This window comes from Halanaerobium salsuginis, from assembly GCF_900114545.1.
In the GTDB taxonomy this organism is placed as follows: Bacteria; Bacillota; Halanaerobiia; order Halanaerobiales; family Halanaerobiaceae; genus Halanaerobium; species Halanaerobium salsuginis.
The window spans coordinates 49,152-68,700 of sequence record NZ_FOTI01000005.1 but is presented as its reverse complement, the minus strand read 5'-3'; the positions used below and the strand labels follow the sequence as shown (position 1 = coordinate 68,700).

The following is a 19,549-nucleotide window of genomic DNA, read 5'->3' as shown; positions in this document are numbered from 1 at the left end:
TCAGTTGAGTACTTAGTATTTACCTGAACGTAAAATTGAAATAACAAGTAATAATCCTAAAACACCTGCAATCGTATAACCAATCAAACCCAATAACGGAATATTAAAAACTCGCGGCTCCATATTTGTTTGAATCAAAAGGGTTGATCCAATAATTAAAGAAGATATGATTAAACTTATTGCCAATCGATTAGAAACTACATCGAGTCGATAGATAAGATTATCAAGATTAGTGTGTTTAAAATTGATCGCCAGTTCATCTTTAACTACTTTGTCAAGAATAGCTTTAAGCTTGCTATTAATTTCATATTTTTTGCGGCCTAATTTCCAGATCTCAGAACCTAAACGATCAAGTATTTTCTCTGCCTGAACACGATCTTTAATTATTTCAGAAATAAATTTCTGACCAACTTCAATTACATTAAAGTCTGGGTCAAGATCACGTCCAACTCCCTCGCTAACTGCAATTGCTCTAAAAAGCAAAAAAAAGTCCTGGGGCATCCTGATTTGATGTTCATAAATAAAATACTGTAAATCTTCAAAAATAGCTTTAATTTCTAATTCTGATAAATCACTGCCATAATAACGATCAAGTAATTTTTCAATATCAAGCCGGAAACGTCTCCGATTAAACTGATCGGGTTTATCACCTAAAATAAGAATAATATCCATCAGCATATTTAATTTTTTATTTAATAATGCATAAAATAATAATGCCATTAAATCTCTATCTTCTTCAGTTATTCGTCCAACCATACCAAAATCAACATAAGTTATATTTTTCTCTCCTGTAATAAAGATATTGCCCGGATGAGGATCTGCATGGAAAAACCCATTAATTAAGACTTGACGCATTAATGTTTTTGCACCTAATTCTGCAATAAACTTGTTGTGGGGATGATCAGGGCCAACTTCATTTAGTTTAGTTCCTTTGATCTCTTCCATTACCAATAAATTAACCGTTGATAAATTGGCATAAACATATGGAGCAGTAATATAAGGATTATCTGCAAAATCACTGCGAAAACGAATTATATTAGCCATCTCACCTTTAAAATTAAGCTCATCTTTAATTGTTCGTTTAAATTCTCTAATTATTTCTACCGGCCTAATTAAAGAACTAAAAAGTTTTCTCTCTTCAGCTAAATGAGCCAGACTTTCCATAATTTCTAAATCAATACCTATTTTTTTATCTATCCCTGGCCGTTTCACCTTCATAATAGCTGTTTTGTTGTTTTTTAAAACCACACGATGAGTCTCAGCAATTGAAGCAGCCGCAACAGCTTCAGATTCAATCGAAATAATTTCAGTTCCATATTTACTACCTAATTCTTTTTTTACAAATTCTTCAACTAATTCAAAGTTTTCAGCTGGAACTTTATCCTGTAATTTTCGCATTTCATAAATAAAGATAGGTGGAAAAAGATCAGCCCTGGTACTTAAAAGTTGGCCTAATTTAATATATGCAGGCCCTAATTCCTGCAGGACCTGTCTTACCCTAACTGCAAGCCTTTTGCCACTGGGAGGTTCTTCAGTTGAACTGAGTCGTTTACTAAATGGTAAATAACGATTAAGATCAAGTTGTGAGATTATAAATCCAAGCCCATTTTTAACAAAAATCTGTGCAATTTCACTATACCGCTGAAAGTGTCGATAATGTTTGGGTAAATTAAAATCCATTTAATCACAACCTTTTTAAAGTTAGAAGCCTCTCCACTACTAAAAAATAGGGAGAGGCTGTATAATTCCAGAATTTAAACTTAATTCTTTTGTAACCTGTTTTCCCAGGTAACTAAAAGAGGACTGGCAATAAAAATTGACGAATAAGTACCGGCAAACATACCAATAAATAATGCTAACATAAAGGTCTGGATTGAAGCACCGCCAAAAAAGTAAATCGCCAGAATAGTAATTAAAGTTGTTGCTGATGTATTGATAGAACGAGGTAATGTCTCTATTACTGCAGTGTTGGCCTGTTTAATAAAGGGCTCTCTATGCATTAATTTCATATTCTCTCTAATCCTATCAAAAATAACTATTGTATCATTGATAGAGTAACCAACTATAGTAAGCAAAGCAGCTACAAAAGGAGTATTAACTTCTTTGCCCAAAATAGCAAATAACCCTAGAGTAATAAAGATATCATGTAAAAGTGTTATAATTGCTACAGCAGCAAATCTAAATTCAAACCTAAAACTAATATAGATTACAATTGCAATTGAAGCAACTAATAAAGCTAATAAAGCATGCAATCTTAATTCCTTACCAATAGTAGGTCCAACCATTTCTGTTCTCAGCATATCAGCTGAAGGATAAGCTGCTGAAATAGCATCATCTATTTTGATAATATCATCCGAAGAAAGCGACTGAGCTCTAATTAAAACACCATTAGCTCCGGAGGTTTCTGAATGCTGTATTTTTGCATCTTCAGCAATTTTGAGATCAGCTAAAACATTTCTAATTTGTTCAGCTGTAATACTTTGATCAAATTTGAATTCCATTAGAGTTCCACCATTAAAGTCAATACCAAAATTTAAACCATTAATGAATAAAAATATTAATCCAATTATGATAATAGTTCCAGAAACTGAATACCATATTTTTCTTTTGCCTAAAATATCCACTTTATTACCCCCTTCTAATCCCAAAGGCTTTATTTTCTTGTAATAGTTTACTACCTGCAAAGATATCTATAATATTTCTAGTAACAAAGAAAGCAGTAAACATACTAACAATGATACCTACTCCAAGTGTTACAGCAAAACCTCTTACTGTTCCACTTGTAAAATATGCCAGGATTAGAGCGGTAATAATGGTAGTAACATTAGAATCAATTATAGTTGTATAGGCTCTTTTGAAACCAGCATCAATAGAAGCTCTCAGTGTTTTACCACTTCTCAGCTCATCCTTAATTCTTTCAAAAATAATGATATTAGCATCAACAGCCATACCTATTGATAGAATAAGTCCTGCAATACCAGGCAAAGTTAAAGTAGCCTGCAGACCAGCCATAGTACCCAGAAGTAACAATCCATAAATAGCAAGTATAACAGCTGCTAAAATACCTGGAAAACGATAATAAAAAACCATATAGATAGCAACTAAAAGTAATCCCAAAAGACCAGCAGTAATACTTTTATCGATTGATATTTTACCTAAAGTAGGGCCAACAGTTCTAGTTTCAATAACTTGAACTGGAACAGGTAAAGCACCTTCTCGAATTAAAACAGCATCTTTTTCTGCTGCATCGATACTATCATAACCAGTAATTTGACCTTTCTTCTCAATAACTGCCTGTACAGTTGGGTTAGTTAGTTGTTCTTCATCAAGATAAATACCAATTCTCTTACCAATATATCTCCTTGTGATATCAGCAAATTCTGAACTACCTTTATCAGTTAAAGTAAAAGAAATAACAGCTCGACCATACTGGTCATGAGCAGCTCTGGCATCTTTAATTGCATCACCAGTCATCAGAATATCACCACTTGAATTCCTGAAAGTTAACATAGCTGTTCGACCAATTGTTTGAATCGCTTCATTCGGACTATCTACTGATGGAAGTTCAACAATTATCCGATCATCACCTTCACGCTGAATTAATGGTTCACTTAACCCAAGTTGATTAACCCGCCTCTCAATTACACTTAAGATTCCTTGCATAGTTTCATCATTAATTTGACGATCTTCAGTTGGTTGGGCCTGTAAAACAATATGAGCTCCTCCCTGAAGGTCAAGTCCTAAATTTATTCCATGTTGATAATATAGAAAAGCAGCAAAAGCAATAATAACTATAATAATTAAAAATTTAATTCTTCTTTTTTGTTTGTATCTCATTAAATAAACGTCCTCCTAACAATAAACAAATTAATTTTCAAATGACAAATCATAGTCCTGATGATCAATTATTCGCATTCTATTTAATGGCCAGTAAACCCAGAAAGCTTTACCGGAAATAGCATCATAATTAACAAACCCAACAATATTTTCAAATCGGCTATCTGCACTATGATTTCTATTATCTCCCATCACAAAAAGATGATCCTCTGGCACCTGATAGGGGCCAAAATCACCTATCATTTCCTCTGGCAAATAGTCTTCCTGGAGAGCTTCTCCATTAACATAAGTACTCCCATCTTTGATATATACTGTATCACCTGGAGTACCAATCACCCTTTTTATGTATTTTTGATCAGGTGCACTTTTGGGTGTAAAAACTATTATATCCCCTCTTTCGGGAGGATGAAAACGATAAATAAACTTATTAACAAATAACCGTTCCCCATCATGAAGAGTGTTATTCATTGACCTACCATCAACCACAAAAGATTGTGCCACAAAAGTGATAATGAAGAAAGCTAATATACCAGCTATTACTAAAGATTGCAAAAATTCTTTGATTGCGTTTTTCAAATTAATTTCCTCCAGTTCCTGCTCAGGATCAGCTTTTATTCTTTATCCTGCTCACTCTGTTCAGCATCATTCTCTGCAGTTAAATTTTTATGATTACTCTCATTTTTTTCAGTCACCCGGGAAATTGCATTTTTTATAAAATCAATATCAACATTAGAAGAAACTCTTACTCTAATATTATTATCATTAATTTTAATTATTTTACCTTTAATTCCTCCTATTGTAATGATTTTATCACCTATAACCAAGTTATCCAACATGTTCTGATGTTCTTTTTTTTGTTTTTGTTGAGGTCTGATTAAAAAGAACCAGAAAATACCAAAAATCAGTACCCATGGTAAAATTGCATATAAATATTCCATTAATGATCCTCCTATTTTAATTTTTTTCTCTCCTAAAATTAATTCAACAATTAAGTTAATTTTCCTGCTAAATTAACAATATTATTTTGAAAACAAAGCTTGCTTTTTATTTGAGCTGATAATTTTGATAAAATTCATCCCTAAAATCAATAAATTTACCTGCCGCTAGTGCCTGGCGAATTTGTTGAGCAAAATTAAGCATAAAATAAAGATTATGATAAGTAGTTAATCTAACTCCCAGGATTTCATTGCGTTTTAATAAATGTCTAACATAAGCTCTACTATAATTCTGACAGACATGACAATCACACTCAGGATCAAGCGGAGAAAAATCTTCCGCATAAACTGCATTTCTAATTGTTTTTCTACCTACAGCTGTAAATATCTGGCCATGTCTGGCTATTCTAGTTGGCATAACACAGTCAAACATATCAATTCCATGGTAAATACCTTCTACAAGATCTTCCGGTGTCCCCACGCCCATTAAATAACGTGGTTTGTTTTTAGCCATTAGTGGAGTTGTATAATCAAGCATTTTATACATTTCTTCTTTCGGTTCTCCAACACTAAGCCCACCAATTGAATAACCAGGAAAGTCAAATTTTAGCATTTCTTCTACACTTTGTTTGCGTAATTCTGGATATATTCCCCCCTGGATTATACCAAATAGAGCCTGATTTTCTATTCCTTCCATTTCAGCCTGACATCTTTCTGCCCAACGTAAGGTTCTCTGGAGAGATTTATCTACATAATCACGGCTAGCTGGATAGGGAGGGCATTCATCAAAAGCCATCACAATATCTGAACCAAGATTTTTTTGGATCTGCATTGATTTTTCAGGTGAAATGAATTGTTTTGAACCATCTAGATGTGATCTGAAATAGACTCCCTCTTCTTTGATTTCCCTTAGCTTAGCTAGCGAAAAGACCTGAAAGCCCCCACTATCAGTTAAAATAGGGCGCTGCCAGTTCATAAACTTATGCAGGCCACCAGCCCGGGCAATCAAATCATCTCCCGGTCTTAAATATAAATGATAGGTATTACCAAGAATTATTTGTGCATTTATTTCTTCTAATTCTCGACTTGACATTGCCTTAACTGTCGCCTGTGTGCCAACCGGCATAAAAATAGGTGTTTCTATCTTACCATGGTTGGTAGTAATTTCACCTAATCTAGCTTTAGAAGCTTTATCTTCTTTAATTAATTTAAAATTAAACAAACTAATCTTCCTTCCTGTTTAAAATAAACATTGCATCACCAAGGCTAAAAAATCTATATTTATCTGCAACTGCTTTTTGATAAGCTTTTAAAACAAAATCTTGCCCTGCTAAAGCTGAAACAAGCATTAATAAAGTTGATTTTGGTAAATGAAAGTTAGTTATTAAAGCATCAATAACTTTAAACTCATACCCTGGATATATAAAAATATCTGTCCATCCTTTAAAATCGGTAAGTTCTTCTCCCGCTGCCGCTGATTCTAAAGTCCTGGTGACTGTTGTTCCTACAGCAATCACTTTGTTGCCTCGCTGTTTACAAGCCTTGATTTTAGCTACTGTTTCAGCAGAAACTTCAGCATACTCAGCGTGCATTTTATGATCTTCTATTTTTTCGGTTTTGACTGGACGAAAAGTTCCCAGACCAACATGCAGAGTTATATAATCAAGCAGAACACCATTTTGCTGTAAATCAGCTAATAAACTTTTAGTAAAGTGAAGCCCAGCTGTTGGAGCAGCAGCAGAACCTCTTTTTTTACTATAAACTGTCTGATAACGCTCTGGATTAGCTAATTTATGATTTATATAAGGAGGAAGTGGCATTTCACCAAGTTTATTTAAGATTTCTTCAAAATCATAATTACTTTTATTCCAACTAAATTCAACAATTCTACCCCCAAAATCAGTATATTCTACAACTTCTGCCTGTAATAAATTATTGAAATCAATTTTAACACCTTTTTTTGCTCTGCGACCAGGTTTAACTAAAACTTCCCATCTACCAGTCTGTAATTCATTTAGCAGTAAAACTTCAATTTGAGTTCCAGTTGGAATCTTATTTCCATAAAGGCGAGCAGGAATTACCCGGCTGTTGTTCATTATAATTAAATCTCCAGGCTCAATAAATTGCTTAATATCTTTAAAAATACTTTCTTTAATTGTTTTAGTTAATGGGTCTAAAACCATTAAGCGCGAACTATCTCTTTCTGGAAGAGGATCTTGGGCAATTAATTCCTCTGGTAAATGATAGTCGAATTCATCTAAATTCATTACTTTAAACCTCCAAAATAAGTCTTTTACTATCCTATTTTTTTTCAATTCCTAAATGCTGGTAAGCTTTTGCAGTAGCCACTCGCCCTCGCGGTGTTCTTTCTAAAAATCCAAGCTGCAGTAGATAAGGTTCATAAACATCTTCAATAGTCTCTGTTTCTTCACTAATTGCAGCGGCCAGAGTATTTAAACCAACTGGTCCACCAGAAAATTTCAGCATAATTGTTTTTAAGAGCTTATGATCAATTCTGTCAAGCCCAAGCTTGTCAATTTCCAAGAGCTTTAACGCTGAGTCAACAACTTCTTGATTAATTATACCATCTGCTTTTACTTCTGCAAAATCTCTTACTCTTTTTAATAATCTATTCGCAATACGCGGCGTACCTCTAGAACGGCGGGCTATCTCTAATGCTCCCTGAGTTATTATTTCTATATCTAAAACCCGGGCAGAACGTACTACAATTTCCTGCAGCTCAGCTTGATTATAAAACTCTAAACGATTAATCACTCCAAATCTATCCCGCAGAGGAGAACTAAGTCGCCCTGCTTTAGTCGTAGCTGCAACTAAAGTAAAAGGTGCCAGGTCAAGTCTTACAGATCTAGCACTGGGACCTTTGCCAATAATAATATCAAGACAATAATCCTCCATAGCTGGATAAAGAACCTCTTCTACCATTTTATTTAATCTATGAATTTCATCAATAAATAAAACATCATGTGGCTGAAGATTAGTTAAAATAGAAGCCAAATCTCCTGGTCTCTCAATCGCCGGGCCAGAAGTCTGGTGAATATTAACATTAAGCTCATTCGCAATAATAGCTGCCAGAGTAGTTTTACCGAGGCCTGGAGGTCCATAAAGCAAAACATGGTCGAGAGCCTCCTGGCGATCCCGGGCCGCCTGGATAAATATCTTTAACTTCTCCTTTGATTTAGATTGCCCAATATAATCGGCAATACTATCCGGTCTTAAACCACGATCAACTGCATTATCATCCTTTTTCTTTTTAGGAGAAACAATTCTTCTTTCATTTTCCATTACTATCTCTCCTTACCAAGATAACTTAAAACTAGTCTTATTTTTTCAGAAACTGCTGCCTCTGCTGTTAAATCAAGTTCTCGTAAAGCTTTATTAATTTCTGTAATTTGATAGCCAAGAGCAGTTAAAGCATCGATTATGTCCTGACGTTCCTGTGCTGTAATTTCTAGCTGAGCAGAATTGCCAGCTGTAAAATGATCAGCATGAAAATCTACTAATTTACTTTCCAGCTCTAAAATTAAACGTTGAGCTGTTTTAGGACCAATTCCAGATATTTCTTTTAAGACAAGCTCATTCTTTTCCATAATTGCAGCAATAAATCGTTCAGCTGGCATTGTATTTAAAATATTTAAACCTGCACTAGGACCAATTCCATTAACTGTAATTAAAATTTCAAATAATTCTTTCGCTTCTCGTTCTGGAAAAGCAAATAATTTTAAAGCATCTTCTCGTACATATGTATAAATGTGGACTTCTATTTCAGATCCAGGAACAGGCATAGTTTTAAAGCCGGCCAATTCGACCTCATAACCTACCCCATTAATTTCAATAATTGCTGTGCCAGCTTCTAAATAAATAACTTCACCAGCTAAATAACCTATCATAGTCTTTCCTCCCATCCAGAATGAGCACTATAAACATGACCATGACAAATAGAAACAGCTAAAGCATCAGCTGCATCATCAGGTCGGGGTAATTCTGATAAACTTAATAAAGACTGTACCATTAATTGAACCTGTCGCTTATCAGCTCTTCCATAGCCGACAACAGCCTGTTTAATCTGCAATGGAGTATACTCAGCAATTTTAAGCTCTGCTTCTGCACCAGCCAGCAAAATAACGCCTCTAGCTTGACCAACTGAAATTGCTGTTTTAACATTCTTATTAAAAAATAGTTCTTCTACTGCCATCTGTTCTGGCTCAAATTCAGTGATTAATTCTTTAATGTTACGATAAATAATGGACAATCTCTCACTATCTTTTTTACCAGCTGCAGTTTTAATAACGCCATATTCTAAAACATCAAAATGATTTGTTTCTTTATCAACCAGAGCATAACCTATAGTGGCCAGCCCGGGATCAATTCCTAAAATTCGCAAATTAATTACACCCCATTCAAACTAATGTTTGAATTTATTATATCATAGTCTAGATTGAGATTAAAACAAAAAAATAAAGACACTGTTAAACAGTGTCTTATTAAAATCTACAATTATTTTATCGTATAATTATTAAAATCTGATTAAAACAACTTAATTATCTTCAGCTTCAAGCTCAGCCTGGATTTCATCAGAAATATCAAAATTAGAATATACTTCCTGAATATCATCATGATCCTCAAGTTGATCCATCAATCTCAGCATTTTTTTGGCATCCTTTTTATCAAGACTGACTTCATTATCTGGAACCATTGCTAGATCAGCCGATTCAAATTCATACCCTGCTTCTTCTAATGCTTTTCTGGCATCTTCATAATTAGCAGGATCAGTATAAATAACTGCATCTTCTTCTCCATATTCAAGATCTTCTGCCCCAGCCTCAAGTGCTTCTAATAAAAGCTCATCTTCCCCAACTTCAAATTCACTTAAGTCAAGTACTAACTCACCTTTCCTTTGAAACATCCAGGCAACACAGCCATTAGAACCAAGATTACCACCATTTTTATCTAGAATATGACGCACTTCAGCAGCAGTACGATTCCGATTATCAGTCATAATATCCATGTAAATTGCTACTCCACCTGGTCCATAACCTTCGTAAACAAAAGATTCATAGGTTAAACCATCAAGATTTCCTGTTCCTCTTTTAATAGCTCTTTCAATATTATCATTAGGCATATTATTATCTTTTGCTTTCTGAATTGCCATTCTGAGATCTGAATTCATTTCAGGATCCCCACCACCCTGTCGAGCAGCTACAGCAATTTTCCGGCTTAATTTTGAAAATAATTTACCTCTTCTTTTATCTTCTTTTTGTTTTTTATGTTTGATATTAGCCCATTTGGAATGTCCAGCCATAATTCAACCTCCTTATAAATCAGTTTGCAGTTTATTGTACCATAATTATTCCAGTATTTCAATATTAGCAGTTATAACAATAAATAAAACCATGACTAAAAGCCATGGCTGAATAATACTCTTATTTACTAGCCCGTAATTGGCTGATTAAGCTAACTAGTTTCTCTTTACCTTCATTATTCCAATTATTGATAAAATCTTCAATTGCTTCTACTTCATAATCTGAAAGAGACTGACTGATATCTCCAGCCTCACAATTATCTATATCTTTCATTAAATCAATTGCTTTTTTTAGAGGATATTGAATCTTATAGTATACCTGATCAACCATTACTAACCTCCTCTAAATTATTGACTAAACTCTTTAATTTCGGAAGTGCTTCTCTTTCAATATATCTTATGTAACCTTCCAGAGTAATAATACGATTATCTAAGACTCGATTACTCATTTCAGGAGAATAATCATTAAACTGGTTTGATTTATTTACTGCTGTATTTATATAATTAATTGCTTTCAAAACAGTTTCTTTCATCTAGCCACCTCTTTTTTGAGTTTTATAAAAATTGAAAATATAATAATCAAAAAAATAAGTCAATCTATAAGCCGAGTTCTGTCTTGATGGTCATCTATCTAGGTAAACAGTTGCCTATTTACTCCAGCGTCCTAACCCGGAGAAAGGCGGATCACCCTTATATCTCCCTATTTGGACTTACTCCAGATGGGGTTTACCTGGCATTCCAGTTACCTGAAACCCGGTAAGCTCTTACCTTACCTTTTCACCCTTACCTTAATTAAAAGGCGGTATATTTCTGTGGCACTAGCCTGGGAGTTACCTCCACCGGGCGTTACCCGGCATCCTATCCTGTGGAGCTCGGACTTTCCTCATCTCAAAAGAGATGCAACCATCTGATTAACTTATTTTTTTACCATATAAAAGTATAACATCAGTTTTTAAATATGTCAAGCAATCTACTCAAGTTAATCCTTAAACCTGATAGGACCAGGGATTAGTATTAAGTTCAGATTTATAAAATTTGACTGAAGCAAAACTGCTTCTAGTTGCTCGTCTAGATAGTTCTCTGGCCAATAAATCAGCAACATGTTTTTCACTATCATAATGGCCAAAATCAATTAAGTTTAAATTAAGTTCTTCTGCCAATTGAGCCTGATGAAACTTAACATCTCCTGTTAAATAAAGATCTGCTCCTTGATAAGCAGCAGTTTGAATAAAATCTGCTCCACTGCCACTACAAAGAGCTATTTTTTTTATTTTTTGTTCAAGCTGGCCACTATATTTAAGTACAGGCAGCTGAAAAGATTCTTTGATAAGAGGCAGCAATTCTGAAAACTTATATTCTTCTGTTAAAACAGCAATTCTTCCCAAGCCTTCTATAATTGATAAATTTTTAAGTTCAAATAAATCCCAGGCTGGTTCTTCATAAGGATGATTTTTTAATAAAGCTTTCTTAACCTGAGCTAACTTATTAGACGCAACTATTGTTTCAAATCTTACTTCAGCAACTTCGTTTATTTTATTTTTAATACCCATATATGGTTCAGACTCAGCAAGAGGTTTAAAATTACCCTTTCCCGCCTGAAAAAAGCCACTATGACTATAATTGTTATATTTCCCTGCGCCAGCTTCATAAAGAGCATTTTTAACAGTTTTTAGTTCTGATTCAGGAATAAAAGTAACCAGTTTATAATAGTTTTTACTTTTAGTTGAACTTAAAACCTCTATATTCTTAACCGGTAGTTTTTTAATCAAAAAATCATTTAACCCATTTGAACTAATATCAAGATTAGTATGAGCAGAAAATACAGCTATTTCATTTTTAATTAAGTCTCGAATTAATCGACCAGTATAACTTGATTCTGTTACTGTCTTAATACCTTTAAAAATCAATGGATGATGAGTAATAATTAGATTGCAATCTTTAGCAATTGCTTCCTGGACGAGACCTTCTCTTAAATCAAGTGCAAGTAATACATTTTTAACTTCAGTATTTTGATCACCAACCTGCAAGCCTACGTTATCCCAATCTTCCGCTAAAGAAGTTGGTGCAAACTCTCCCATTAATTGAATCACTTCAGCAACTTTAGCCATCTTTACTCCTCCTAACTGACAGCTTAAATAATAACTAATTTATACTAAAAATTTTAACATAAATAAAAAAACCCTGTCCAAGACCTGAACAGGGTGTAATTGCTGGTGGGCCCACCAGGATTCGAACCTGGGACCGACCGGTTATGAGCCGGTGGCTCTGACCAACTGAGCTATGGGCCCTTCACTAAATCTAATATTTGTGACGACAAGAATAATTATATGACAGAAATAGCTTCAGGTCAAGAGTTTTTTTGAATTTATTTTAGCTTATATTATTAATATATTTATAAGATCTTGAACTTACTATTAATTACTCAGTTTTACTTGTTTATTCTAGATAATCCTTTAATTTTTTACTTCGACTCGGATGTCTCAATTTGCGAAGTGCTTTAGCTTCTATCTGCCTTATTCTCTCCCTGGTAACTCCAAACTCTTTACCGACTTCTTCTAGAGTTCGAGGGCGGCCATCTTCAATGCCAAACCTTAACTCAAGAACTCTTTTTTCTCGTTCAGTCAAAGTATCAAGTACACCATCCAGCTGTTCTTTTAATAGAATATAAGAAGCTGCTGATGCAGGGGCTGGCGAATCCTCGTCTTCTATAAAATCACCAAGATGACTGTCTTCTTCCTCGCCAATAGGTGTCTCTAAAGATACAGGTTCTTGAGCAATTTTCATTATTTCTCTTACTTTTTCAGCCGAAATATCCATTTCTTCCCCTATTTCTTCAGCCTTTGGTTCACGTCCCTTTTCCTGTAAAAGCTGACGGGAAACACGAATAAGTTTATTAATAGTTTCTACCATATGAACAGGCACTCTAATTGTTCGAGCTTGATCAGCAATCGAACGAGTTATTGCTTGTCTTATCCACCAGGTGGCATAAGTACTAAACTTATACCCTTTAGTATAATCAAATTTTTCTACTGCCTTCATTAATCCCATATTGCCTTCTTGAATTAAATCCAGGAAAAGCATTCCCCGGCCGACATATTTTTTAGCAATACTTACTACCAAACGTAAATTAGCTTCAACAAGCTGCTGTTTAGCCCATTCATCACCCTGTTCCATTCTTTTAGCAAGCTCAACTTCTTCTTCGGCAGTTAGTAAGTCAACTTTACCAATCTCTTTTAAATACATTCTAACAGGATCATCAATTCCTACACCTTTAGGCACACTTAAGTCAAGGCCGCTATCATCGTCATCATCATCATCATTATCATCATCTTCTTCAAGTTTATCATTAACAATATCAATATTCATCTCATTGAAAATATCATAGATCTTTTCAATATCTTCTGAATCAAGATCAATATCTTCTAGAGCATCCATAATATCTTCATAAGTTAATTCGCCTTCTTCTTTACCCCGGCTTACCAGAGCCTTAACTTCATCTATCTTAGCAGGACTTATATTTTTATCAGCCATTTTAGTCCCTCCTTTCAGTATTATAGTTCAATTTATAAAAAGTCATTAACAACCTATTCAATTTATCTAAATTAAAGTTTCCACTAGCTAAAATATTACACATTTTATTTTTAGTAGCTGTTATTTTTTGAGCTCCTAAATAATCAGCTAACTCTAAAATCCTCCTATCACTTAAAGAACTTTCTTGTTTTACTAAAATTTCCGACCAGTAAGATAACAATTCCTGATTAAGTTTGCTCTTTACTTTATCTTGTGAAATAGATCCGCTAATTATCTGACCTTTAAATAAATATTTGGCCAGTTGAGCTGCTCGGCCACTAAAATCAGCTGGAGAAAGGCGATTAGCTAGTTTTTCTCGCAAATCAACTCTATTAATATAGTATGCTAATATTTCTTCCTCTATTCTCTGGTATTGAGAAATTTGCCTACTTAAATCAACTTTATTTTTCTGGCGGCTATTCTTTTTTTCTCTGTTAGTTTTTAAATTCCTGCTTTTATTTTTTAATTCTTTTTTTATCTCTGCTGCTAATACATCTGGTTTGAAATCAGTTCTGGCAGCTGCCCGTTCAAGATAAATTTCCCTTTTTAATTCATTATCAATCTCAGCAATCAAATTTATTATTTCTCTTAAAACACTCAACCTGATTCCAGGATCAGCAAGATCCTTATCTTTAATTATCATTTCAATCTTAAAGTCAACCAGACTCGAAGCTTGAGCTAAATAATTTTCGAAAGCATTTCTCCCTTTTTCTTTTAAAAGCTGATCAGGGTCACTACCTTCACTTAAATTAACAACTTTAACATTAACCCCAGCTGCACTCAAAATATCAAGCCCACGCAAAGTAGCCTTATTACCTGCTGTATCAGCATCATAAGCTATATAAGCATTTTCGGCATAACGCTTAATTAGTTTAGCCTGTTCTTCAGTAAAAGCAGTTCCTAAGGAAGCAATTGCGTTTGTAAAACCATTCTTATGAGCCTGAATCACATCTGTATAACCTTCCATAATAATACAAGTATTTTCTTTACGAATACTTTCTTTAGCTAAATGCATTCCATAAAGATTTTTCTTTTTACTAAAAATAGTCGTCTCAGGGGAATTAAGATATTTAGGACCAAAATCATCTTTTGCTAAACGACGACCTCCAAAAGCAATAACTTCTCCCCGGTTATTAAAGATAGGAAAAATAACTCTATTTCTAAACTTATCATAATACGAGTTGTTTTTTCCCTGATTAACTAGACCTGCCTTTTCTATTAAATCAAGACTAAAACCTCTTTTATGCAAAAATGCAAGTAAAATCTGCCATTCATCAGGTGCATATCCAAGCTTGAATTTTTCTATATCCTTTAAATCAAAACCCCTTGCTTTAAGATAGTCTAGTGCTTTTTTGCCCATTTCTTTTTCTGTTAAAAAGTAATTATATAGTTGGGCTGCAAGCTTGTTTAAACTAAAAATCTGTTCTCTTTCCTGATAGACGTGACGTTGCTCATTACTTAAATTAGGTAATTGCAAACCCACTCTTTCTGATAATAATTTTACTGACTCAACAAAAGTTAAGTTTTCTATTTCCATGACAAAATTTATTGAATCACCACCAGCTCCACAGCCAAAACAGTGATAAAAATTATTATCTGGGTTAACAAAAAATGATGGCGTCTTTTCGTTATGAAAAGGGCAAAGACCTTTATAACGATTACCAGATTTTTTTAGTTCTAGATAATCTCCTACTAAATCAACAAGGTCTACATTATTTTTTAATTCTTCAATAAAAGTATCTGTATATCTGGCCATTTTATCCACCTTGACCTTAATTTTGTGGGTCCATTGTCTCATATTTCTTGAAAAAATTCTTTAGTCCTGCCTTAATAAATGATAATTTTTGCTAATTAAAATTTAAGTTTCCAAACCAGGATCAAAAACTATAACACTAAAATTTTAAATTTACAACTGCAAGTATTTAATAATATTCACTAACTAATTACTAATTCCTGCAAAAAAGTTATATTTTTTTGTCGAACCATGGCGTCGGCAGAAAATATTCCCGCCCTAAATTAATTGCATAACGATCAGTCATGCCTGCTATATAATCAATTACTGCCTGCTGGTAATTTTTTTCAAACTCAAGATACTCATCCGGAATTAATTCGATATTATTCAGAAATAACTCGTATAATAATTTAAGCAACCTTTTGGCTTTACTTTCTTCACTCTTACCTGCTGAGCCAATATATACATTATCAAATAAAAATTTTCTCAGCTGAGCAGTAGCTGCTTTTATTTTATCTGAGCGCCTAATTTCAGCTGTCTGATAACTGCTGTTAATTAAATCTCTAACCATAATATCAATTCTAGTTGAATGAGTTTCTCCCAATACTTGAATAGCTTCTTCTGGCAGATCAGAATTAGTAATTAAACCTGCTCGTAAAGCATCATCTATATCATGATTAATATAAGCTACTCGATCTGCTAGCCGTACTATCTGCCCCTCTAAGGTTGCTGGTTTATTAGGTCCAGTATGGTTTAAGATACCATCTCTTACTTCTTGACTTAAATTAAGCCCTCTTTGCCCAGCACTCCTTTTCTCAAGTAGATCTACAACACGCAAACTCTGCTGATTATGATGAAATTCCTGACCAGTAATTTCAGTTAAAGCAGCTTCCCCGGCATGACCAAAAGGTGTATGGCCTAAATCATGGCCTAATGCAATTGCTTCTACTAAATCTTCATTTAACTGAAGTGCCCTAGCCACTGTTCTAGCTATTTGTGCTACTTCGAGAGTATGAGTTAAGCGAGTGCGATAATGATCACCTTCTGGTGCAATAAATACTTGAGTTTTATGTTTTAAGCGTCGAAAAGCTTTTGAATGAATTATTCGATCTCGATCATGTTGAAAAATAGTTCGAATATCACAATCAGATTCAGTTTTAGCTCTTCCTTTACTAGCAGAGCTTAAGCAGGCTCGACTGGATAACTTTTCTTTCTCCCACTCCATTTGATCCTGACAAGAAAACATATTATCAACTCCTATTTATTAAAATAGGCCAGTACTTCAACAGCTGTTTCTTCAATTGTTTTATCAGTTACATCAATAATCGGACAACCCATCTCTGCCATTAAAGAATCAGCATAATTAAGTTCCTGCTTGATTCTGCTGTCAGCAGCATAAGTTGCATCATCACCTAATCCCATTTTTTTTAATCGTTCAATTCTAATATCATTTAATAATAAGGGGTCAATAGTTAAACCAATGACTTTATTATCCTGATTAGCCATTACAGCGGGATGAACTTCTACCTCGGGGACTAGGGGAACATTGGCAGTTTTATAGCCCAGATAAGATAAATAAATAGATAATGGAGTTTTTGAAGTTCTTGAAATACCAACCAGAACTATGTCAGCTTCTTCAATCCCTCTTTTTTCATTCAAATCATCAAATTTAAGAGTAAATTCCATCGCTTCAATTCTTTTGAAATAAGCTTGATCCAATTTGTATTTTAAAGCAATTTCTTCTGACGGTTCTTGCTTAAGGCGGTTAGCTATAATTGTAAGTGGTTTGCTCATCAAATCAAGATACTCAAGTTCATTTTCTGCTGCTAATTCTCTAGTTAAAGTCCGCATTGCTTTTTTAACAAAGGTAAAAGCAATAACCGCATTATCTGACTTCGCCTGTTTAATTATATCTGTTAATTTTTTTCGTGACTGAATATGAGGAAAACGATTAATGGTAAAATCTTGCTGTTTGAACTGACCAGCTGCTGATTCCATCAATTTTTTGGCAGTATCACCTGTTGAATCAGAAATAACATAAATAATAGTTTGCTGATTACCCATCTTTATCCACCTCGATTTTAGTTATTAGTCAAGAGCTATTTCTTCGAGATCAAGAATTGGATCTGTTAAATTAGCAATACCAGCTAATAAAGCCAATCTGTTTTGTTTAATTTCTTCCTGTTCAACCATCACCATTACATTATCCAGGAACTTGTCAATTTGATCTTTTAAGCTAACCAATAAATAAAAAGCCGCCAGATATTCACCAGCTGCAAACTTAGCCTCAATCTCCTGTTGATTGTCTTTAAATGCTTTATATAACTCTTGTTCTTCATTTGCTTCTAATAATCCTGCATTAATTTCAATTTTATCAGTCAATTTATCACTGATATTTTTAACTCTAACTAATGCTCTAATGAAATCAACAAAAAGTTCTGGGTCTTCAGATCGAAACTCCATTAACTGCTGGGCACGCTGTTTAAGATCAAGTAAATTATTATCATTAACATTTATTACTGCTTTAATTATATCATAACGAACTCCTTGTTCAGTTAAGATATTATCCAATCTTTGTTTAATAAAATTCTTTAATTCAATAATACTATTTTTTAAATCAGCATCAACAATATCAATGATCTTCATTGTTCTGGTAAGTAATTTTTCTAGATTAAATGATAATTTATTATCTAAAACTATTCTTAAAAATCCAGTTGCCTGTCTCCTGAGAGCAAAAGGATCTTGAGAGCCACTAGGGATATTGCCTAATAAAAAATGGCTGCTTAAATTGAATAATTTTTCTGCAAGAGCTAAAATTATCCCACTATTGCTGGTAGGAAGTTTATCATCAGCAAATCTCGGGAGATAGTGCTCAAAAATTGCTTGAGCTGTAGCAGTATTTTCTCCAGCTAAAAGTGCATACTCCTGTCCCATTATTCCCTGCAGATTAGCAAATTCATTTACCATTTCTGTTGCTAGATCATTTTTAGATAATTCAGCTGCGCGCACAGCAGCTTGTTTTTCTGCAGGAGATAAGTTAAATAGATCAGCTAGATTAGCAGTTATTAGTTTAAGCTTTTGTACCTTGTCATAAACACTTCCTAATTTCTGCTGAAAAACTATCTCTTTAATATCTTGACTGCGATTTAAAAATCCATATTTCTGATCTTCAGCAAAGAAAAATTGGGCATCATCAAGTCTGCCGCGCAGTACCATTTCATTACCAGCAATAACATTGGCTAGATAATAATTTCCGCCATCACGAACTCCAATAAACTCAGCAGTTAAATCTCCTTCTTTTTTCTGAACCGGAAAATAACGCTGATGTTTTTCCATAGCTGTAATTAATACTTCTGCTGGTAATTCTAAATATTTTTCTGCAAATTCTCCTTTAAATACTGTTGGATATTCTACTAGATCCACAACCTCTGTTAAAAGCTCTGATCTTATTAAAGGCTGACCACTTAAATTCAGCTGCGCAATTTGATCATTTATCAGCTGCCTGCGTTCTTCTTCCTTCACAATAATAGAAGCTTCTTTTAGAGCCGCAAAATATGATTCAGCATTGTCAATCTTGACCTTACCCTCACTTAAAAAACGATGGCCCATACTGTAATTGCTGCTTTTTATTCCAGCAATTTCTAAAGCTAAATTTTCACTACCAAATAAAACTAATAACCATTTAATAGGCCGAATAAATTCCATTTCTACATTGCCCCAGCGCATTGCTTTAGGCAGAGGAGTTTTTTTGACTAACTTAAGCAATATTTCTGGTAAAATTTTATTAGTAGCTACTCCTTTTTCAATTTTTTCAGCATATAAATATCCATCTTTTTTGCTTAAATCAGCTACTTTAAGTCCCTGACCACCAGCAAACCCAGTAGCTGCTCTAGTTGGCTGACCATCATCATCAAAAGCAATATTTACAGCTGGTCCTCGAACTATTTCTTTATTATCTGCCTGTTTTTCTGCTAGCTCTAAAACATTTAAAACTAGCCGGCGAGGAGTAGAATAAACTTTAATTTTTTTAAATTCTAAATTATTATTTTCAAAAAGTTCAACTGCAGTTGCTAAATAATCATCTCTAAACCCTGCCATTGAAGCAGCAGGCATTTCTTCAGTTCCAATTTCAAAAATCAAATTTTTAGCCATTAT

The 19,549-nt window shown here is 33.9% G+C and carries 19 protein-coding genes, 1 tRNA gene and 1 other RNA gene; all 21 read right to left on the bottom strand.

Features of this window, described 5'->3' with window-relative positions:
* Window positions 1-12 precede the first annotated feature (12 nt).
* Window positions 13-1,680 carry an ABC1 kinase family protein gene (locus BMZ74_RS03305; protein ID WP_089859659.1) on the bottom strand — a complete coding sequence of 556 codons (1,668 nt, stop codon included), beginning with the start codon at window positions 1,678-1,680 and terminating at the stop codon, window positions 13-15.
* A gap of 80 nt (window positions 1,681-1,760) precedes the next feature.
* Window positions 1,761-2,624: a protein translocase subunit SecF gene (secF, locus tag BMZ74_RS03300; RefSeq protein ID WP_089859656.1), complete on the bottom strand. Its 864-nt coding sequence runs from the start codon at window positions 2,622-2,624 to the stop codon at window positions 1,761-1,763.
* A 4-nt stretch (window positions 2,625-2,628) separates the two neighbouring features.
* On the bottom strand, window positions 2,629-3,837 hold the full coding sequence (secD, locus tag BMZ74_RS03295) for a protein translocase subunit SecD (protein WP_089859653.1): 1,209 nt from the start codon (window positions 3,835-3,837) through the stop codon (window positions 2,629-2,631).
* Window positions 3,838-3,867: 30 nt separating this feature from the next.
* On the bottom strand, window positions 3,868-4,413 hold the full coding sequence (lepB, locus tag BMZ74_RS03290) for a signal peptidase I (protein WP_089859650.1): 546 nt from the start codon (window positions 4,411-4,413) through the stop codon (window positions 3,868-3,870).
* 35 nt (window positions 4,414-4,448) lie between these two features.
* On the bottom strand, window positions 4,449-4,775 hold the full coding sequence (gene yajC, locus BMZ74_RS03285) for a preprotein translocase subunit YajC (RefSeq protein ID WP_089859647.1): 327 nt from the start codon (window positions 4,773-4,775) through the stop codon (window positions 4,449-4,451).
* Between the two features lie 106 nt (window positions 4,776-4,881).
* Window positions 4,882-5,994, bottom strand: coding sequence for a tRNA guanosine(34) transglycosylase Tgt (gene tgt / locus BMZ74_RS03280; protein WP_089859644.1), 1,113 nt, complete (start codon window positions 5,992-5,994; stop codon window positions 4,882-4,884).
* A 1-nt stretch (window position 5,995) separates the two neighbouring features.
* On the bottom strand, window positions 5,996-7,039 hold the full coding sequence (queA, locus tag BMZ74_RS03275) for a tRNA preQ1(34) S-adenosylmethionine ribosyltransferase-isomerase QueA (protein WP_089859641.1): 1,044 nt from the start codon (window positions 7,037-7,039) through the stop codon (window positions 5,996-5,998).
* 34 nt (window positions 7,040-7,073) lie between these two features.
* On the bottom strand, window positions 7,074-8,075 hold the full coding sequence (gene ruvB, locus BMZ74_RS03270) for a Holliday junction branch migration DNA helicase RuvB (protein ID WP_089859638.1): 1,002 nt from the start codon (window positions 8,073-8,075) through the stop codon (window positions 7,074-7,076).
* A 2-nt stretch (window positions 8,076-8,077) separates the two neighbouring features.
* Window positions 8,078-8,680 carry a Holliday junction branch migration protein RuvA gene (gene ruvA / locus BMZ74_RS03265; protein ID WP_089859635.1) on the bottom strand — a complete coding sequence of 201 codons (603 nt, stop codon included), beginning with the start codon at window positions 8,678-8,680 and terminating at the stop codon, window positions 8,078-8,080.
* Window positions 8,677-9,174, bottom strand: a complete 498-nt coding sequence (gene ruvC / locus BMZ74_RS03260) for a crossover junction endodeoxyribonuclease RuvC (RefSeq protein WP_089859632.1) — start codon at window positions 9,172-9,174, stop codon at window positions 8,677-8,679. Before ruvC ends, ruvA begins: the two co-directional genes overlap by 4 nt.
* Before the next feature lie 153 nt (window positions 9,175-9,327).
* Entirely contained in the window at window positions 9,328-10,092 is a 765-nt protein-coding gene (locus BMZ74_RS03255; RefSeq protein WP_089859628.1) for a YebC/PmpR family DNA-binding transcriptional regulator, read from the bottom strand.
* A gap of 121 nt (window positions 10,093-10,213) precedes the next feature.
* A complete protein-coding gene (locus tag BMZ74_RS03250; RefSeq protein ID WP_089859626.1) occupies window positions 10,214-10,423 on the bottom strand; it encodes a hypothetical protein in 210 nt (69 codons plus the stop codon).
* Window positions 10,416-10,625: a hypothetical protein gene (locus BMZ74_RS03245; protein WP_089859623.1), complete on the bottom strand. Its 210-nt coding sequence runs from the start codon at window positions 10,623-10,625 to the stop codon at window positions 10,416-10,418. The genes BMZ74_RS03250 and BMZ74_RS03245 overlap by 8 nt, the downstream gene beginning before the upstream one ends.
* 51 nt (window positions 10,626-10,676) lie before the next feature.
* An RNA gene (gene rnpB, locus BMZ74_RS03240) (RNase P RNA component class A) lies at window positions 10,677-11,011 on the bottom strand.
* Between the two features lie 67 nt (window positions 11,012-11,078).
* On the bottom strand, window positions 11,079-12,200 hold the full coding sequence (locus tag BMZ74_RS03235; RefSeq protein WP_089859620.1) for a Nif3-like dinuclear metal center hexameric protein: 1,122 nt from the start codon (window positions 12,198-12,200) through the stop codon (window positions 11,079-11,081).
* Window positions 12,201-12,303: 103 nt separating this feature from the next.
* Window positions 12,304-12,380, bottom strand: a tRNA-Ile gene (locus tag BMZ74_RS03230).
* A 148-nt stretch (window positions 12,381-12,528) separates the two neighbouring features.
* Window positions 12,529-13,623, bottom strand: coding sequence for an RNA polymerase sigma factor RpoD (gene rpoD / locus BMZ74_RS03225; protein ID WP_089859617.1), 1,095 nt, complete (start codon window positions 13,621-13,623; stop codon window positions 12,529-12,531).
* Between the two features lies 1 nt (window position 13,624).
* On the bottom strand, window positions 13,625-15,418 hold the full coding sequence (gene dnaG, locus BMZ74_RS03220; protein ID WP_089859615.1) for a DNA primase: 1,794 nt from the start codon (window positions 15,416-15,418) through the stop codon (window positions 13,625-13,627).
* 208 nt (window positions 15,419-15,626) lie between these two features.
* Window positions 15,627-16,640, bottom strand: coding sequence for a deoxyguanosinetriphosphate triphosphohydrolase (locus tag BMZ74_RS03215; RefSeq protein ID WP_089859612.1), 1,014 nt, complete (start codon window positions 16,638-16,640; stop codon window positions 15,627-15,629).
* A gap of 11 nt (window positions 16,641-16,651) precedes the next feature.
* The gene (locus BMZ74_RS03210) at window positions 16,652-17,458 is read right to left on the bottom strand and encodes a pyruvate, water dikinase regulatory protein (RefSeq protein ID WP_089859609.1); all 807 of its coding nucleotides are present in this window, start codon (window positions 17,456-17,458) and stop codon (window positions 16,652-16,654) included.
* Window positions 17,459-17,482: 24 nt separating this feature from the next.
* The gene (glyS, locus tag BMZ74_RS03205; RefSeq protein WP_089859606.1) at window positions 17,483-19,546 is read right to left on the bottom strand and encodes a glycine--tRNA ligase subunit beta; all 2,064 of its coding nucleotides are present in this window, start codon (window positions 19,544-19,546) and stop codon (window positions 17,483-17,485) included.
* Window positions 19,547-19,549: the final 3 nt, after the last annotated feature.

Excerpts from the sequence above, each read along its gene's own strand:
- BMZ74_RS03250 (WP_089859626.1), bottom strand. The coding sequence starts at position 10,423 with ATGGTTGATCAGGTATACTATAAGATTCAATATCCTCTAAAAAAAGCA.
- rpoD (WP_089859617.1), bottom strand. The coding sequence starts at position 13,623 with ATGGCTGATAAAAATATAAGTCCTGCTAAGATAGATGAAGTTAAGGCT.
- BMZ74_RS03235 (WP_089859620.1), bottom strand. The coding sequence starts at position 12,200 with ATGGCTAAAGTTGCTGAAGTGATTCAATTAATGGGAGAGTTTGCACCA.
- BMZ74_RS03210 (WP_089859609.1), bottom strand. The coding sequence starts at position 17,458 with ATGGGTAATCAGCAAACTATTATTTATGTTATTTCTGATTCAACAGGT.
- secD (WP_089859653.1), bottom strand. The coding sequence starts at position 3,837 with ATGAGATACAAACAAAAAAGAAGAATTAAATTTTTAATTATTATAGTT.
- BMZ74_RS03305 (WP_089859659.1), bottom strand. The coding sequence starts at position 1,680 with ATGGATTTTAATTTACCCAAACATTATCGACACTTTCAGCGGTATAGT.
- queA (WP_089859641.1), bottom strand. The coding sequence starts at position 7,039 with ATGAATTTAGATGAATTCGACTATCATTTACCAGAGGAATTAATTGCC.
- ruvB (WP_089859638.1), bottom strand. The coding sequence starts at position 8,075 with ATGGAAAATGAAAGAAGAATTGTTTCTCCTAAAAAGAAAAAGGATGAT.
- BMZ74_RS03255 (WP_089859628.1), bottom strand. The coding sequence starts at position 10,092 with ATGGCTGGACATTCCAAATGGGCTAATATCAAACATAAAAAACAAAAA.
- dnaG (WP_089859615.1), bottom strand. The coding sequence starts at position 15,418 with ATGGCCAGATATACAGATACTTTTATTGAAGAATTAAAAAATAATGTA.
- yajC (WP_089859647.1), bottom strand. The coding sequence starts at position 4,775 with ATGGAATATTTATATGCAATTTTACCATGGGTACTGATTTTTGGTATT.
- glyS (WP_089859606.1), bottom strand. The coding sequence starts at position 19,546 with ATGGCTAAAAATTTGATTTTTGAAATTGGAACTGAAGAAATGCCTGCT.
- BMZ74_RS03215 (WP_089859612.1), bottom strand. The coding sequence starts at position 16,640 with ATGTTTTCTTGTCAGGATCAAATGGAGTGGGAGAAAGAAAAGTTATCC.
- BMZ74_RS03245 (WP_089859623.1), bottom strand. The coding sequence starts at position 10,625 with ATGAAAGAAACTGTTTTGAAAGCAATTAATTATATAAATACAGCAGTA.
- ruvA (WP_089859635.1), bottom strand. The coding sequence starts at position 8,680 with ATGATAGGTTATTTAGCTGGTGAAGTTATTTATTTAGAAGCTGGCACA.